14 protein-coding genes and 1 pseudogene are annotated in these 14,158 nt (G+C 66.3%); 5 read left to right on the top strand and 10 right to left on the bottom strand.

Features of this window, described 5'->3' with window-relative positions:
- Positions 1-28 precede the first annotated feature (28 nt).
- Complete coding sequence (gene carB / locus AC1RMY_RS05710; RefSeq protein ID WP_492862984.1) at positions 29-3,391, bottom strand: carbamoyl-phosphate synthase large subunit; 3,363 nt, start codon at positions 3,389-3,391, stop codon at positions 29-31.
- Between the two features lie 149 nt (positions 3,392-3,540).
- Positions 3,541-4,755, bottom strand: a complete 1,215-nt coding sequence (locus AC1RMY_RS05715) for an MFS transporter (RefSeq protein ID WP_492862985.1) — start codon at positions 4,753-4,755, stop codon at positions 3,541-3,543.
- Positions 4,756-4,910: 155 nt separating this feature from the next.
- On the opposite strand from AC1RMY_RS05715, the gene AC1RMY_RS05720 reads away from it, so the two are divergent.
- From AC1RMY_RS05720 to AC1RMY_RS05730, 3 genes are all read left to right on the top strand, one after another.
- Complete coding sequence (locus AC1RMY_RS05720; RefSeq protein WP_492862986.1) at positions 4,911-5,267, top strand: ArsR/SmtB family transcription factor; 357 nt, start codon at positions 4,911-4,913, stop codon at positions 5,265-5,267.
- A gap of 142 nt (positions 5,268-5,409) precedes the next feature.
- Positions 5,410-6,471, top strand: coding sequence for a class I SAM-dependent methyltransferase (locus AC1RMY_RS05725; protein WP_492862987.1), 1,062 nt, complete (start codon positions 5,410-5,412; stop codon positions 6,469-6,471).
- A 46-nt stretch (positions 6,472-6,517) separates the two neighbouring features.
- Positions 6,518-6,922 (top strand): GtrA family protein, encoded by a 405-nt coding sequence (locus AC1RMY_RS05730; protein WP_492862989.1) that lies wholly within the window; start codon positions 6,518-6,520, stop codon positions 6,920-6,922.
- 19 nt (positions 6,923-6,941) lie between these two features.
- Here the strand turns inward: AC1RMY_RS05730 and AC1RMY_RS05735 are convergent, their stop codons facing one another.
- The 4 genes from AC1RMY_RS05735 to AC1RMY_RS05750 all read right to left on the bottom strand — a co-directional run bounded on the left by AC1RMY_RS05735 (position 6,942) and on the right by AC1RMY_RS05750 (position 9,073).
- Entirely contained in the window at positions 6,942-7,637 is a 696-nt protein-coding gene (locus AC1RMY_RS05735) for an aspartate/glutamate racemase family protein (protein WP_492862990.1), read from the bottom strand.
- Positions 7,638-7,677: 40 nt separating this feature from the next.
- On the bottom strand, positions 7,678-8,370 hold the full coding sequence (locus tag AC1RMY_RS05740) for a class I SAM-dependent methyltransferase (RefSeq protein WP_492862991.1): 693 nt from the start codon (positions 8,368-8,370) through the stop codon (positions 7,678-7,680).
- 92 nt (positions 8,371-8,462) lie between these two features.
- Positions 8,463-8,684: a hypothetical protein gene (locus AC1RMY_RS05745; RefSeq protein WP_492862992.1), complete on the bottom strand. Its 222-nt coding sequence runs from the start codon at positions 8,682-8,684 to the stop codon at positions 8,463-8,465.
- A 122-nt stretch (positions 8,685-8,806) separates the two neighbouring features.
- Positions 8,807-9,073 (bottom strand): PilZ domain-containing protein, encoded by a 267-nt coding sequence (locus tag AC1RMY_RS05750; RefSeq protein ID WP_492862993.1) that lies wholly within the window; start codon positions 9,071-9,073, stop codon positions 8,807-8,809.
- Between the two features lie 123 nt (positions 9,074-9,196).
- On the opposite strand from AC1RMY_RS05750, the gene AC1RMY_RS05755 reads away from it, so the two are divergent.
- Positions 9,197-10,450 (top strand): class I SAM-dependent methyltransferase, encoded by a 1,254-nt coding sequence (locus tag AC1RMY_RS05755; RefSeq protein ID WP_492862994.1) that lies wholly within the window; start codon positions 9,197-9,199, stop codon positions 10,448-10,450.
- A 6-nt stretch (positions 10,451-10,456) separates the two neighbouring features.
- On the opposite strand, the gene AC1RMY_RS05760 is transcribed toward AC1RMY_RS05755, so the two are convergent.
- The 3 genes from AC1RMY_RS05760 to AC1RMY_RS05770 are packed head-to-tail and all read right to left on the bottom strand — an operon-like array spanning position 10,457 to position 12,471.
- Positions 10,457-10,978, bottom strand: a complete 522-nt coding sequence (locus AC1RMY_RS05760; RefSeq protein WP_492862995.1) for a GNAT family N-acetyltransferase — start codon at positions 10,976-10,978, stop codon at positions 10,457-10,459.
- Positions 10,971-11,525 (bottom strand): DUF1697 domain-containing protein, encoded by a 555-nt coding sequence (locus AC1RMY_RS05765; protein WP_492862996.1) that lies wholly within the window; start codon positions 11,523-11,525, stop codon positions 10,971-10,973. Before AC1RMY_RS05765 ends, AC1RMY_RS05760 begins: the two co-directional genes overlap by 8 nt.
- Before the next feature lie 46 nt (positions 11,526-11,571).
- Positions 11,572-12,471 carry a DMT family transporter gene (locus AC1RMY_RS05770; RefSeq protein WP_492862997.1) on the bottom strand — a complete coding sequence of 300 codons (900 nt, stop codon included), beginning with the start codon at positions 12,469-12,471 and terminating at the stop codon, positions 11,572-11,574.
- Between the two features lie 89 nt (positions 12,472-12,560).
- Between AC1RMY_RS05770 and AC1RMY_RS05775 the strand changes: the two genes are divergently transcribed.
- Positions 12,561-13,493: a LysR substrate-binding domain-containing protein gene (locus tag AC1RMY_RS05775; RefSeq protein WP_492862998.1), complete on the top strand. Its 933-nt coding sequence runs from the start codon at positions 12,561-12,563 to the stop codon at positions 13,491-13,493.
- A 16-nt stretch (positions 13,494-13,509) separates the two neighbouring features.
- Here AC1RMY_RS05775 and AC1RMY_RS05780 read toward each other — a convergent pair.
- Positions 13,510-13,938, bottom strand: a pseudogene (locus tag AC1RMY_RS05780) (group III truncated hemoglobin).
- Between the last annotated feature and the right edge of the window lie 220 nt (positions 13,939-14,158).

Here is a 14,158-nt window from a genome sequence, read left to right on the forward strand (position 1 = left end):
TCATATAAACTTCGCCGGCCTGCCGTTTTCAGGCTGCGCGCACGAAGTAGGATTGCAGCGACCGTACTTCGAGATCGCCGCTGCAATAGGCCTTGATGCCTTCCGCCGCCGCGATCGCTCCGGCCAAGGTGGTATAATAGGGAACCTTGTGCAAGAGGGCCGTCCGGCGCAACGAACGGGAATCTGCGAGCGCCTGCGGGCCGTCGGTGGTATTGAAGACGAGCTGGATTTCGCCGTTCTTGATCGCGTCGACGACGTGCGGGCGGCCTTCCAGCACCTTGTTGATCTTCGTCGCGGCGATGCCTTCGTCCTGGAGCAGGCGCAAGGTTCCGCCCGTCGCAAGCACCCGGAAGCCGAGATCGGCCAGCATCCTGACGGTCGCGACAATGCGCGGCTTGTCCTCGTCGCGGACCGAGACGAAGACCGTGCCCTTGACCGGGACCTTGGATCCCGCTCCGAGCTGGCTCTTGGCGAAGGCGATGTCGAAGGAGCGGTCGAGGCCGATGACTTCGCCGGTCGAGCGCATTTCGGGGCCGAGCAGCACGTCGACGCCAGGGAAGCGCGCGAAGGGGAATACCGCCTCCTTGACGCCGACATGGCCGAGGCTCGGGGGCTTCAGGCCGAAGCTCGCCAGGCTCTCGCCGGCCATGATCCGGGCGGCGATCTTGGCGACCGGGATGCCGATGACCTTGGCGACGAAAGGCACGGTGCGCGAGGCGCGCGGGTTCACCTCCAGGACATAGATCTCACCGTCCTTGATCGCGTACTGGACGTTCATCAGCCCGCCGACATCGAGCGCCAGCGCCATCGCCTTGGTCTGGCGCTCCAGTTCGGCGATGGTCGCGAGCGAGAGCGAGCGCGGCGGCAGCGAGCAGGCCGAGTCGCCGGAATGGATGCCGGCCTCCTCGATATGCTCCATGATGCCGGCGATGAAGGCCTCCTTGCCGTCGGCGAGGCAGTCGACATCGACCTCGATGGCGTCCGACAGGTAGCGGTCGAACAGCAGCGGGTTCTTGCCGAGCACCGTGTTGATCTGGCCGGTCTTGTCGTTCGGGTACTTGGCCTTGACCTCGGAGGGGATCAGCGAGGGCAGGGTGCCGAGCAGATAGTCCTCGAACATCGCCTCGTCGCGGATGATCGCCATGGCGCGTCCGCCGAGCACGTAGGAGGGCCGCACGACGAAGGGCAGGCCGAGCTCGGCCGCGATCATGCGGGCCTGCTCGACCGAATAGGCGATGCCGTTCTTGGGCTGCTTGAGCTGCAGCTTGTCGAGCAGGCGCTTGAAGCGGTCGCGGTCCTCGGCGAGGTCGATCGCATCAGGCGAGGTGCCGAGGATCGGGATGCCGGCCTGCTCCAGCGCATGGGCCAGCTTCAGCGGGGTCTGGCCGCCGAACTGGACAATGACGCCGTGCAGCGTGCCGTTCTGCTTCTCGGTCTCCAGGATCTCGAGCACGTCCTCGGCCGTCAGCGGCTCGAAATAGAGCCGGTCAGAGGTGTCGTAGTCGGTCGAGACGGTCTCGGGGTTGCAGTTGACCATGATGGTCTCGTAGCCCGCATCCCTGAGCGCGTAGCAGGCATGGCAGCAGCAATAGTCGAATTCGATGCCCTGGCCGATGCGGTTCGGACCGCCGCCGAGGATGACCACTTTCTTGCGATCGGACGGGTTGGCTTCATCGGCCGCCTTGCCGGCGAAGGGCATGGCATAGGTCGAGTACATATAGGCCGTCGGCGAGGCGAATTCGGCGGCACAGGTGTCGATGCGCTTGTAGACCGGGCGGACGTCGAGCGAGCGCCGGAGCGCCTTGACCTCGGCCTCGGTCTTGCCCGCGACGGCCGCGAGGCGCTTGTCGGAGAAGCCCATCGCCTTGACCTGCCGGAAGGCGCCCGGCGTCTGTGGCAGGCCGAACTTGCGCACCTTCTCCTCGGTGTCGACGATTCCGCGCATCTGCTCGAGGAACCAGGGGTCGATCTTGCAGCTCTCATGGATCTGCGCGTCGGTGAAGCCTAAGCGCATCGCCTGTGCGACCTGGAGGATGCGGTCGGGCGTCGGCGTCGAGAGCGCGGCCTTGATCGCGTTCTTGTCGTCGCCCTTGCCGAGCCCATCGACCTCGATCTCGTCGAGCCCGTCGAGGCCGGTCTCCAGCGAGCGCAGCGCCTTCTGCAGCGATTCCTGGAAGGTCCGGCCGATCGCCATGGCTTCGCCGACCGACTTCATCGCGGTGGTCAGCGTCGGTTCGGCGCCGGGGAACTTTTCGAAGGCGAAGCGCGGGATCTTGGTGACGACATAGTCGATCGTCGGCTCGAAGGAGGCCGGCGTCGCGCCGCCGGTGATGTCGTTCTCGATTTCGTCGAGCGTGTAGCCGATGGCGAGGCGCGCCGCGACCTTGGCGATCGGGAAGCCCGTGGCTTTCGACGCCAGCGCGGAAGACCTCGATACACGCGGGTTCATCTCGATGACGATCATCCGGCCCGTGGCGGGATCGACCGCGAACTGAACGTTCGAGCCGCCGGTCTCGACGCCGATCTCGCGCAGCACCGCCAGGGAGGCGTCGCGCATGATCTGGTATTCCTTGTCGGTCAGCGTCAGCGCCGGAGCCACCGTGATCGAATCGCCGGTATGGACGCCCATCGGGTCGATGTTCTCGATCGAGCAGACGATGATGCAGTTGTCCTTTTTGTCGCGGACCACCTCCATCTCGTATTCCTTCCAACCCAGCACGCTCTCCTCGATCAGGATCTCGCTGGTGGGGGAGGCATCGAAGCCGCGTTCGCAGATCTCGATGAACTCGCCCTTGTTGTAGGCGATGCCGCCGCCGGTGCCGCCCATGGTGAAGGACGGGCGGATGATCGCCGGCAGGCCGATATCGTCCAGCGCGGTCAGCGCCTGGCCGAGATTCTTGACGTGGTGCGAACGCGGCGTGGAGAGGCCGATCTTGGTCATCGCCTCGCGGAAGAGTTCGCGGTCCTCGGCCTTGTCGATCGCCTCGGCGGTCGCGCCGATCATCTCGACATCGAACTTCTCGAGCACGCTGATCTTGTTGCCGTTCGCGTCGACCAGGTTCTTCTGGTTGAGCGAGAGCGCGCAGTTCAGCGCGGTCTGGCCGCCCATGGTCGGCAGCAGGGCAAAGCCGCCGGGCAGGACGTTGCGCTCCTTCTCGATGATCTTGGCGACGATCTCCGGAGTGATGGGCTCGACATAGGTCGCGTCTGCCAGGTCCGGATCGGTCATGATCGTGGCCGGGTTCGAGTTCACCAGCACGATGCGGTAGCCCTCGGCCTTCAGCGTCTTGCAGGCCTGGGTGCCGGAATAGTCGAACTCGCAGGCCTGGCCGATGATGATGGGGCCCGCGCCGATGATCAGGATGGTCTTGATGTCTGTGCGCTTGGGCATGGGGCTCGGCTTTTGTCTCTGGCAAGGGCGCGCGCCACCTGCCGTCCGATCATGCGAGCGGGCCGGTGCGAGCGCCTGAAATGAATGCTAGGCGCTCGCTATAGAGGGGAGGAGCGGCGGGGGGAAGCTAAAACCGCGTACGACCAATCTCAGCGCACAGGCTGTGCAGCCTGCTCCAGCGGTTCGATCTCCAGCGCGCGGCGGGCCGGCTGCCGCCGTCGCATGGCGATGATCAGCACGGCGAGCGCGATCACCTCGCAGGCCGCGCCGACGAAGCCCAATGGCCAGGTGCCGCCGTTGCGCAAGGTCTGCTGGCCCAGCGCCGCGCCGGCGGCGATGCCGAGATAGAGCGCCGAGGCGTTGAGCGAGAGCGCGACGACCGTCGCGTCGGGGGCCATCGCGGCAAGCCGCGACATCTGCGAGGGGTGGCCGGCCCAGCCCGCCCCGCTCCAGACCAGCATGATGACGGGGATGACGAAGATCGCGGTAGCTGGGGGGAGCGCCACGGCTGTCAGCGAGGCGCCGAACAGGGCGAGCGCCAGCACGCTCAGCACGACGACGAGGGTCCGCTCCGGGCCGAAGCGGTCGCTGGCGATGCCGCCGATCTGGTTGCCGAGCGCCGAGCCGACGCCTGAGACGACGAGCGCAGCCCCAAGCCAGGGGCCGGCGATGCCGGCATGGGCGGCGAGGAAGGGCGCGATATAGGTGTAGAGCGTGAAGGCGCCGGTGGTCCACAGCATGGTCGTGGCGAGCGCCAGCAGGACGTCGCCGCGGCGTGCGACCGCCAGACGCTCGCGCAGCGAATTGGCGCCGCGCGGCAGGCCGGAAGGCAGCTTCGCCATCAGGCCGGCCAGCGACAAGGCGCTGAACAGGGCGACCAGCAGGAAGGCGAGGTGCCAGCCGCCGAAGCCGACCACCGCCGTGCCGAAGGGTACGCCGAGAATGAGTGATACCGTCATGCCGCCGGTGACCAGCGCGATGGCCCGGCCGCGGCGCTCGGGCGGCACCAGCGCGACGGCGACCGCGTTGGCGGCCGGCATGTAGACGCCCGCCGCCAGCGCCATGACGACGCGCGCCGCCATGACCAGCGTGAAGTCGCTCGCCAGCGCCGCGCCGAGATTGGCGAGGCCGAAGACCGCCATCGCGCCGGCCAGCACGGCCTTGCGGTCGATGTTGCCGAAGATGGTCGAGAGCACGGGCGAGCCGATTGCATAGGCCAGCGCGAAGATCGTGATCAGTAGACCCGCCGTGTCGACCGAGACGCGCAGTCCGGCCGAGAGGTCAGGCAGGATGCCGGTGATGATCAGCGTGCCCGTGCCGATGGCGAAGGCGCCGCCGGCAAGCCAGAGGAGACGGGTATCCATGGCAGCGTCCTTGCGTCCCGGAGGCGCGGCATGAAGCGGCTCCTCGGTGAATTTCAATGATCATTGAATTTAGGTCGGGTCGGCTTCGCGTCAAGGCTAATTTCAACGAATGTTGAATATTGTCAGGAGCGCGGCGATCTCCTATCTGGAGACGCATGAAACCGGTCTTCCACCCCGATATGGATGCCGTCGAGCCGGCCGCGGTGTTTGCCGCGCTGGCCGATCCGATCAGGCTCGGCATCCTGGTGGCGCTGGCCGATGGCGCCGAGGTCGAGGCGCGCTGCGGCAGCTTCAACGATCTCGCCTCGCCGTCCCTGCTGACCTACCACTTCACCAAGCTGCGCGAGGCCGGCGTGACCCGGGTGCGGGTGGAGGGAACCCTGCGCCTGATCAGCCTGCGTCGCGACGAGTTCGACCGCCGCTTTCCCGGGTTGCTCGACAGCGTGATCGAAGCGGCGCGACGCGACCCCAACCTCCCGCGGATACCCGAAGGCCAACTCTGCCGCGCCTGAAAAGGCTTCTCGGCCACCGGCCCCGGGTCCGACTTCGCTGCGTTGACTCGCTTCGCGCCGGGTATACCTTTTTGTTTTTCGCGATGGCGCCATGCCGGTTCGCGTCAGGCCCGGCCGCGCCCCGAACCCGAGGAGCAAGGCCATGCGCGCTGCCGACCCTCAGAAACTCGATGCACTGGTCGGGCGTCTCGTCGGAGACGTCGGTGTTTCCATCACGGGCGCCCTGGTCGTCCTGGGAGACCAACTCGGCCTCTACAAGGCGATGGCGGACGGCAAGCCGGTAACGTCGCAGGAACTCGCTGCCAAGACGGGTTTCAAGGAGCGCTATATCCGGGAGTGGCTCTCGGGCCAGGCTGCAGCCGAGTATATCGACTATGACGCCGAGACCGACCGTTTCAGCCTCTCGCCCGAGCAAGCGCTGGCCTTCGCCGAGGAGGACAGCCCGGCGTTCTTCGCCGGCGCCTTCGAGATCATCCAGTCGATGTGGGTCGACGAGCCGAAGGTCGAGACCGCGTTCCGCAGCGGTGAGGGTCTCGGCTGGCACGAACACAGCAAATGCCTGTTCCGCGGCACGGAGCGCTTCTTCCGGCCCGGCTACAACGCCAATCTGACGGAGAGCTGGATTCCGGCTCTCGAGGGGGTGGAAGCCAAGCTCAATCGGGGCGCGACCGTCGCCGATGTCGGCTGCGGGCATGGCGCCTCGACCATCCTGATGGCAAAGGCCTATCCGAATGCCCGCTTCTTCGGCTTCGACTATCACGGCCCCTCGATCGAACGGGCGCGCGCGGAGGCCCAGAAGGCAGGCGTCGGAGACCGCATCGTCTTCGAGCGTGCGTCGGCCAAGGACTTTCCGGCCAAGCAATACGACCTCGTCGCGATGTTCGATTGTCTGCACGACATGGGCGACCCCGTCGGCGCCGGCCGCCATGTGCGGGAGACGCTCGGCAAGGACGGCACCTGGATGATCGTCGAGCCCTTCGCGAATGACAGCCTGAAGGACAATCTCAACCCGGTCGGGCGGATCTTCTACGGAGCGTCGACGATGATCTGCACGCCGGCCTCGCAGTCGCAGGAGGTTGGCCTCTGTCTCGGCGCCCAGGCCGGTGAAATGCGGCTGCGCAAGGTCGTGCTCGATGCCGGCTTCTCGCATTTCCGCCGCGCGACCGAGACGCCGTTCAACATGGTGTTCGAGGCGCGGGCCTGAACGCGGCGGGTAGACAAGGCTTGGGCATTCGGGGTTAGAAGCCCGGATGCCCATCCGCCGCTATCCCCGCCAGGCCCGCCAACTCGTGGCTTACGTCTTCTCCGGCGGGCTGACGGCCGTCGCGCATTACGGCGTTCTGATCGGGCTGGTCGAGCTTGCCAAGGTCGATCCGGTGCCGGCAACGCTCGCCGGCTTCATCGTCGGCGCCATCGTCTCCTACACGCTCAACCGCTGGCTGACCTTCGACGCCACGCACAGCCATGCCCAGGCGACCTGGCGCTTCGCCCTGATCGCCGCCGGCGGCTTCGTGCTGACCGGCATCCTGATGCATCTGTTCGTGGCGCGGCTGGCTCTGCCCTATCTGCCGATGCAGCTTGTCACGACCGGCATCGTGATGGTGTTCTCGTTCCTGGGGCACAAGTTTTTCAGCTTCGCCGACCGGGTGGCCTGAGAGGCCAGTGCCAGCGATGCTATGATGGCACCTTGCCCAGGGATTTGAGACCCGCAGCCAGATCCGCAAGCAGATCGACATGTACATTCAGTGCGTCGATCACCCGGTAGCCCGGGTTCTGGCCGTCGAAGGCGAGATTGAGGTCGGTGCCCGCAAGGACGATCGCGTCGGCCCCCGCCGCGGTCATGCGCCGGCCTGCATCGAGGAAGAGTGCCCGCTGCTGCGGCGAGCAGATTCCGGCGACGGCGATGTCCTGATAGGTTTGGCCGAGAAGCTCGATCTCGTCGTCCAGCGCCATCGCCTTGGTGTGGACGAGTTGGCCGTAAAGGCGCGTGCGCATCACCACACGGGTTCCCAGTAACCCGATCTTGCCGATGCCCTGTTCGACGAAATAGGCGTCGAGAGGTGCGACCGCGGAAACGATCGGCAAGGGCGACAGCGCCACCAGCTCGTCCAGGCAGAAATGCGCGCCGAGCGATGACAGGGCGGCGCAATCGCAACCTGCCGCTTTCAGGCGCTCGACCAGGGGGAGGAAGGCCTGCGCCTGCTCGGTCCTGCGATCGGCGAGATTGTTGCGGATCAGCTCCTGAATCTCGCCATGGACGATGGTGAGTTCGAGCTTGGAGACACCGCGCGCCGCTGCCGCTGCCGTCAGCCTCTGATAGTAGACGACCGTCGCGGCAACGCCGATGCCCCCGATCAAGCCGATATGCATTGGGTCATTTCCTCATGGAAGCCGAGTTGGCGGACGGCGGTCAGGCCGGCCTCGTGCCCGCGAAGGTCATGCGATGCGGGTTGTGCCCGAAATTCGCCGCGCGGGTCACCGCTGCGTAGCCGGCTGCGCTCATCAGTGTCGTGATCTCGTCGGCGCGATAGGTCGAGAGCCCATACTGAGCGCGGAGCTTGCGGTAGTCGGAGAAGGCGGTGCGGACGAGACCGGCCAGCGCCGCGCCGAGGAAGCCGCCGCGCCAGGCGAAGGCGAGCAATTGCGATGCATCCGTCAGCGGGCTGACATCGGGGGGGATGACGTCGGCGACGACGAGCTTGCCGCCGGGCTTGAGCTTGCGAAGCCAGAGCGCGAGCAGCGCCTCCAGCTCGGCCCTGGAGAGATACTGGATCAGCGAGTTGGCGACGACGAGATCAACGCTTGCCTCTGGAAGCGCCTCGACCTCTTCCGGCGAGACGACTGCGACATTGGCCTTGGCCCCGAGCATCGCGCGCAGCTTCTCGCGCACGTTTGGCGCTGCCTCGCAAAGATAGAGCTTGCCGCAGGCTCCTGCGACACGACCGGCATCGAGGGCCTCCCCGCAGCCATGGTCGAGGACGACGGCGTCCGGCGCCGGGATGTGAGCGATCAGGTCGGAGGCGATGCCGCGGTAATGCAGGGCCTTGTGGCGCTGCGAGACATAGATCGCATGCTCGCCGTTCCAGAAATCGCGCCAGGACATCGTCTCGTCGTTCCGCAGGATCGCGCCGGAAACGTCGGCGCAGGGCCGAGCACTATGCCGGCTGCGCGCCCCTTAGCAAGCCGCGAGGCGCCTCAGAGCGGCGACACGATCCGTTCGTCATGGCTGTGGATGAAGGTCAGAGCGGCGCCGCGGAACATCGTCCAGGCTGGCACCGCGTCGTCGGCATACTTGGCCTTTTCGGCGTGTCGTGTGGGCTCCGGATCGAGGTCGCGCGTGGTCAGGATGCTGTCGGGATCGATCCTGGCGGAGCGGCAGAGGGCGCGGGCAATACGGGTGATTCGATCGTCTTCCATTTCAGGCTCCGGCATGGTGCAGCGCCTCAACGCCGAACCCCGGCGACGGTTCCCTGTCGTTCCCGTTTGTCTGCCTGAGGTCTGACGGTGCTGGACGGCCTCCGGGACGGCTTTCATTCCCGTCACGACGTCGCATCCGGCTTCGGCGCGAAGCGAACGCCGATTTCGCCATTGGCGATCCAGACGATCGTGGCCGGTGAAGAGAAATCCATGTCCTCGTCGTGGAAATACAGATCGAGCGGGAGGGGGCGATCGGTCTGCGGCTTCAGCTTCGCCCCGGTCACGGACAGGTCGAGGATGCGGCACTCGACGAGGAAGCGCTTCGAACGGTCGAGCAGCTTCGCCGTCCGCAGATGCGATTTCCACCGCTTCGATGCTCGCTTGTCCATCCCGCCGTGCTCTCGCCATGCCTTCTGACCGGCACCTTAGGCTGCGAAGGTGGTGCGAGGCTGGCGGCGGTTCCCAGCGAGACTAAACATGCTCTAAGGTAAGCCCGGACTCAGAGGGCTGTGATGTTCCTGCTACCGCGTTTGCTCAAGAATTTCGTCAGGCAGGGGCGCCTGACCGTGATCACTCCCGACGACAAGCGCCATGTCTTCGGCCCCGGGCCGGGCGAGTTGCTCTTCGCGGGCGTCCGCAAGACTGCGCCGGCTGTCACCGTGCGTTTTCATGACGACAGGATCGAGCGCGAACTCTTCCTCAATCCGGAGCTGGCGCTGGCCGAAGGCTATATGGATGGGAGGATCGATTTCGAGGAAGGCTCGATCCACGACCTGCTGACCCTGTTCTGGCTGCAGCGCAAGGAGCTGCGCAAGCACCCGCTGCAGAAGGTCATCCGCAATGTCCGCTTCAGGATCAGGCGCTTCCGGATGCACAACCCGCTCGGCATCGCCGGCAAGAAGGTCAAGCACCACTACGACATCCCGACGGAGTTCTACAAACTCTGGCTAGACGAGACGATGACCTATTCATGCGCGTACTGGCATTCTCCGGATGTCGGATTGGAGAACGCGCAGCAGGCGAAGCTCAGGCACATCGCCGCCAAGCTGAAGATCGAGCCGGGGATGACGGTGCTCGACATCGGCTCCGGCTGGGGGCAACTGGCGATCTATCTGGCCAAGGCCTGCGGCGCGAAGGTGACCGGCCTCAACGTCTCGCCGGACCAGATGGCGGCTGCGCAAAGCCGGGCCGAAGCGGCTGGTGTCGGCGATGCCGTCACCTTCATCAACAAGGATTATCGGGAGCTGACCGGGCGGTTCGACCGAGTCGTCTCGGTCGGCATGATGGAGCATGTCGGCGTCGCGCATTACCTCGAATATTTCGAGAAGATCCGCGACCTGCTGACCCCTGATGGCATCGCACTCGTCCACTGCATCGGCCGCGTCGGCCCGCCGGGCTTCACCGGGCCGTTCTTCGACAAGTACATCTTCCCCGGCGGCTATGCCCCGGCGCTGTCGGAGGTGTTCGCGGCTGTCGAGCAGACTGGGCTGTGGTCGTCCGACTGCGAGTTCTGGCGCCGGCACTATCACTGGACGCTGGAGGCCTGGCGCGAGCGCTTCATGGCGCATCGCCCCGAGGTCGTCGCCATGATGGGCGAGCGTTTCGCGCGGATGTGGGAGTTCTATCTCGGCGCCTGCTCGATCTCCTTCGACATCGGCGGCGACATGGTGTTCCAGCTCCTGCTCGGCCCGCACAAGAGCGCCGTGCCGGTGATCCGCGATTATATCAGCGATGCCGAGAAGGAGTTGCAGACGCGGGGCTTCTGAGGTCGTTCAGGCGGTGAAATGCAGCGCCAGAAGCGCCTCGTCGACATAGGCGCCGTCGACCAGCAGCGCCTTCCGCTCCAGCCCGTATTCGCGAAAGCCGAGATCGTCATAAACGCGCCGCGCGCTGGCGTTGTCGAGACCGACTGCGGCTTGAAGCAGGACGACGTGGTTGCGGGCATGGTCGATCACCCTTTGGACGAGGCCACGCCCGATCGCGCGACCGCGGCAGGCTTGGCTGACGTAGACGCCGACGAGCAGGCCTTTGTGCCGCGACTTGGCTGAGACATTGGGGATGACGAAGCCGGCGGTGCCGACAATTTCCGAGCCCATGAACGCGCCGAATACACAGTTGGTCGGGCCGGCTTCGAGACGTCGCGCGATGACCTCCAGGCTTCGCGCCGCCTCGTCCTCGTAGCTCGCGCCAAAAGCGCGCGGGGCTTCGGCCAGCGCGCTCAGGCGTAGCGCGCGATAGGCCGGCGCATCCGCGACGGTGAGCAGCCGGATCGTGGCGGAGGGCTCTTCAGTCACGCGCAGCGATCTCGCCAGCCAGCGATGCGAGCTTCGTCACCGTGTTCCAGTTGCGGGCAGTGCCCTTCACGCCGAGGCGGCGCTCGATCAGCGCATTGGTCAGCTTCGAACGGCCGACGCCTTCGCCATAGTAGACGAACAGGTCCGGGCCGCGCAGCGCGATCGTCTCCGGACCGGCATAGTTCGAGGTGAGGCGTTCGAGCGCGGCGGGCCCGGGCATTCCGGCGAGCGCTACATACTGCAGGAATTTCGGATCCTGTCCGGCCGATAGCGGCAGCGGATTCCCGGCTATGGCTTCGTCGAGTTCGCTGCTGCTGCGCGTGATCACGACCGGTGCGTAAGCGAAGTCCTTCGCCAGTGCAGTCTCCAGCCGGGCGGCAGCCTCAAGAGCGTTGCCGTCATGGGCGGCAACGAGATTGCCGCTCTGCAGCAGCGTCGTGGAATGGCGGAAGCCCAGCGCTCCGGCAATGCCGCGCAGGGCCTCCATCTTGATCGTTGTCGCTCCGCCGACATTGACGGCGCGCAGCAGGAAGATCGTCACCGGCATGGCGGCGACTATCGCAGCCTCTCCTCAGCTTTGGGAAGGCCGCGCCTCAACGTTTCAGGTTGACGATCACGACGCCGCCGAGCGCCATCGCGCCGCCGATGATGCCGAACAGCGTCGGGATTTCGCCGAGCCAGAGGAAGCCCATCAGCGTTGCCATCGGCGGCACGCAATACTGGAAGTTGGCGGCCCGGGCGGCGGGCAGGCGCGAGAGTGTGATCGCCCAGGTGCCATAGGCGATCAGGCTCGGCACCACCGCTAAATAGACCACCGACCAGAAGGAGACGCTCGGCGCGACCTGCGCCTGCGCAATGGCGGCGGGCAGGAACGGCAGCAACACGAAGCCGCCGATCGCCTGGTTCCAGGCTGCGACCGAAAGCGGCTTGTAGCGGGCGAAGAGAGGTTTCTGCACGACCGTGGTGATGGCGTTGCAGAAGGCGGCGCCGAGGATCAGCAGCACGGATAGCCCAATCTCGACATCGAGGCCCTTTCCAAGCGCGATCAGCCCGATGCCTGCGAAGGAGATCGCCGTGCCGAGCCACGCGACCGGGCTGAAGCGTTCACCCAGCAGTATCATGGCGAGCACGGCGGTCATGATCGGGTTGGTGTTGATGATGAAGCTTGCGGGTCCTGCCGGGACGATGCGCTGGCCGAAATTCAGGAGCACGGCATAGGCCGCGATGAAGACGACGCCGCCGACGAGGAAGCGCCAGATATCGGCGCGCTCCGGCAGCTTGGCGCGCGTCGCGACGAGGAAGAGCGCGGCGACGCCTCCCGCCAGGGCAAAACGCAGCGAGGCCATCTCGGCCGGACCGAAGCCGGCGAGCCCGGCGCGGATCGCCGGGAAGGACGAGGCCCAGGCCGTGACCGTGAAGGTGATCGTGAAGAGCAGCGTGCCGTCGAGCCGGGCGGCTGGTGCGGGGGCAGGGCAGGTGGTGGCGGTCGACATGGTGAGGCTCCGTCGAAGCTTGCGACCGTATCGATAGATACCCCGTCGAGCTGATTGACAAACGACCAATTCGCGCATGAGCTGTGAATATGGATCACAGCTCGACATTGCCTCCGCTGGAATCGCTGCGGGCTTTCGAGGCGGCTGCCCGTACCGGCAGCTTCTCGGCCGCCGCCGCCTCGCTGAACCTCACCCATGGTGCGGTCAGCCGGCAGGTGGCGCGGCTGGAGCACTGGCTGGGCCTGCGCGTCTTCCAGCGCCAAGCGCGCGGCGTCGCGCTGACCTCGGAGGGGCAGCATCTGCTCCAGCGCACGCAGGAGGCCTTCGCGCTGATCGCCGACACGTCGGATCGCTGGCGCGAGCAACGCGGCGCGGCGGTGGTGCGCGTCAGCGCGCCGCCCTCGATCTGTTCTCTGTGGCTGATGCCGCGGCTGGCGGCACTGGAAGGGCAGGAGCCGGTGCTGCGCCTGGTGCTGCAGGCGGAGCATCGCAGGGTCGATTTTGAGGAGGAGGGCGTCGATCTCGGCATTCGCTGCGGACGCGGCGGCGCACCGGGCCGGATATCGCTGAAGCTGTTCGAGGAGTGGTGCTTCCCGATCGCCTCACAGAGGCTGGCGGTCGTGATCGGGGAGGGGGAGCCGCAGCGCCTTCTGTCGCATCCGCTGATCCATGATTCCGATGCCGCAGGCTGGCGGGCCTGGTTTGCGGCATGCGGGCTCGACTATCGCCCTCGCCCGCAGGATCGCCGCTTCGACGACTACAACATCGTGCTCGATGCGGCCGCGCATGGGCTCGGTATCGCGCTGGCCCGGCCGCCGCTGGCGCAGGAGCAGGTCGCGAACGGCCGGCTGGTCCGGGTCGATGTGCGCACGGCGCTCAATCCGGTCGCGTATTGGCTCGACCGGCCGCTCGGCGCGCCGCGCCCTGCGGCGGCGACGCTGGCAAAGCGGATTGCGGCGGAAGCGGGCACTGCTCCCGATGCGCTCGCGACCTTCCTCGACCCGCAGGCTCAGGCGAGCTGAAGCTTAGAGCTGATGATCAGCCTTGGCTGTGCCGCGGGCGGGCGATCTCGCCGCGCTGGCTGGCGCGCGCCATCTCGAAGCTGTCGGCGATGCGCCGCGCGCGGACAGTGAAGGCCTGCGCGATGTCGGGCGCGCCGCAGATTTCGGCCGCCGTCTCCTCGAAAAGGCTAAGCTAGCGGTCGAAATGCCGGGGTTCCAGCGGCAGGATCAGATGCGGGCGCATCGGCCGGCCCTGATAGCGCCCAGTGCGCAGCATCACCGAACTCCAGAAATCGGTGATGTTGGCGATGTGCTCGTCCCAGTCATGCACCGCACCCATGAAGATCGGCCCGATCAGGGCATCCTCGCGCGCCCGCTCGTAGAAGCGGCGTACCAGCGTTGCGATCATCGCATCGGTGATCGCGGGGTGGGCGGCGCCGGACTGGGTGAGCGGGTTGTCGGTCATGGGCAGCTGGCTCGCGGTTCGGTCCAGGGTCGGCGTCCTATCGGGGCATAGGGGCCGCGACATTGCGCTATGTCAGATATCCGGCCCAGCTTTGCCAATCGCCGCAGTTCCGGGGCGCCCGCAGGGCGAGCCCGGAACCCATAACCGCAGGTGGTTCAGAAGAAGACGCGGCGCTCGCTCGCTTCATTCTGCCAGATTAGCGGTTATGGGTTCCGGGCTC

It is taken from the genome of Allobosea sp. GW822-FHT03F07 (genome assembly GCF_058801345.1).

Coding starts and splice junctions, on each gene's coding strand:
- AC1RMY_RS05750 (WP_492862993.1), bottom strand. CDS start 9,073: ATGGACAAGCGAGCATCGAAGCGGTGGAAATCGCATCTGCGGACGGCG.
- AC1RMY_RS05735 (WP_492862990.1), bottom strand. CDS start 7,637: ATGCATATCGGCTTGATCGGGGGCATCGGCGTTGCCGCGACGGTCGTC.
- AC1RMY_RS05725 (WP_492862987.1), top strand. CDS start 5,410: ATGCGCGCTGCCGACCCTCAGAAACTCGATGCACTGGTCGGGCGTCTC.
- AC1RMY_RS05730 (WP_492862989.1), top strand. CDS start 6,518: ATGCCCATCCGCCGCTATCCCCGCCAGGCCCGCCAACTCGTGGCTTAC.
- AC1RMY_RS05765 (WP_492862996.1), bottom strand. CDS start 11,525: ATGCCGGTGACGATCTTCCTGCTGCGCGCCGTCAATGTCGGCGGAGCG.
- carB (WP_492862984.1), bottom strand. CDS start 3,391: ATGCCCAAGCGCACAGACATCAAGACCATCCTGATCATCGGCGCGGGC.
- AC1RMY_RS05715 (WP_492862985.1), bottom strand. CDS start 4,755: ATGGATACCCGTCTCCTCTGGCTTGCCGGCGGCGCCTTCGCCATCGGC.
- AC1RMY_RS05775 (WP_492862998.1), top strand. CDS start 12,561: ATGGATCACAGCTCGACATTGCCTCCGCTGGAATCGCTGCGGGCTTTC.
- AC1RMY_RS05745 (WP_492862992.1), bottom strand. CDS start 8,684: ATGGAAGACGATCGAATCACCCGTATTGCCCGCGCCCTCTGCCGCTCC.
- AC1RMY_RS05720 (WP_492862986.1), top strand. CDS start 4,911: ATGAAACCGGTCTTCCACCCCGATATGGATGCCGTCGAGCCGGCCGCG.
- AC1RMY_RS05770 (WP_492862997.1), bottom strand. CDS start 12,471: ATGTCGACCGCCACCACCTGCCCTGCCCCCGCACCAGCCGCCCGGCTC.
- AC1RMY_RS05755 (WP_492862994.1), top strand. CDS start 9,197: ATGTTCCTGCTACCGCGTTTGCTCAAGAATTTCGTCAGGCAGGGGCGC.
- AC1RMY_RS05740 (WP_492862991.1), bottom strand. CDS start 8,370: ATGTCCTGGCGCGATTTCTGGAACGGCGAGCATGCGATCTATGTCTCG.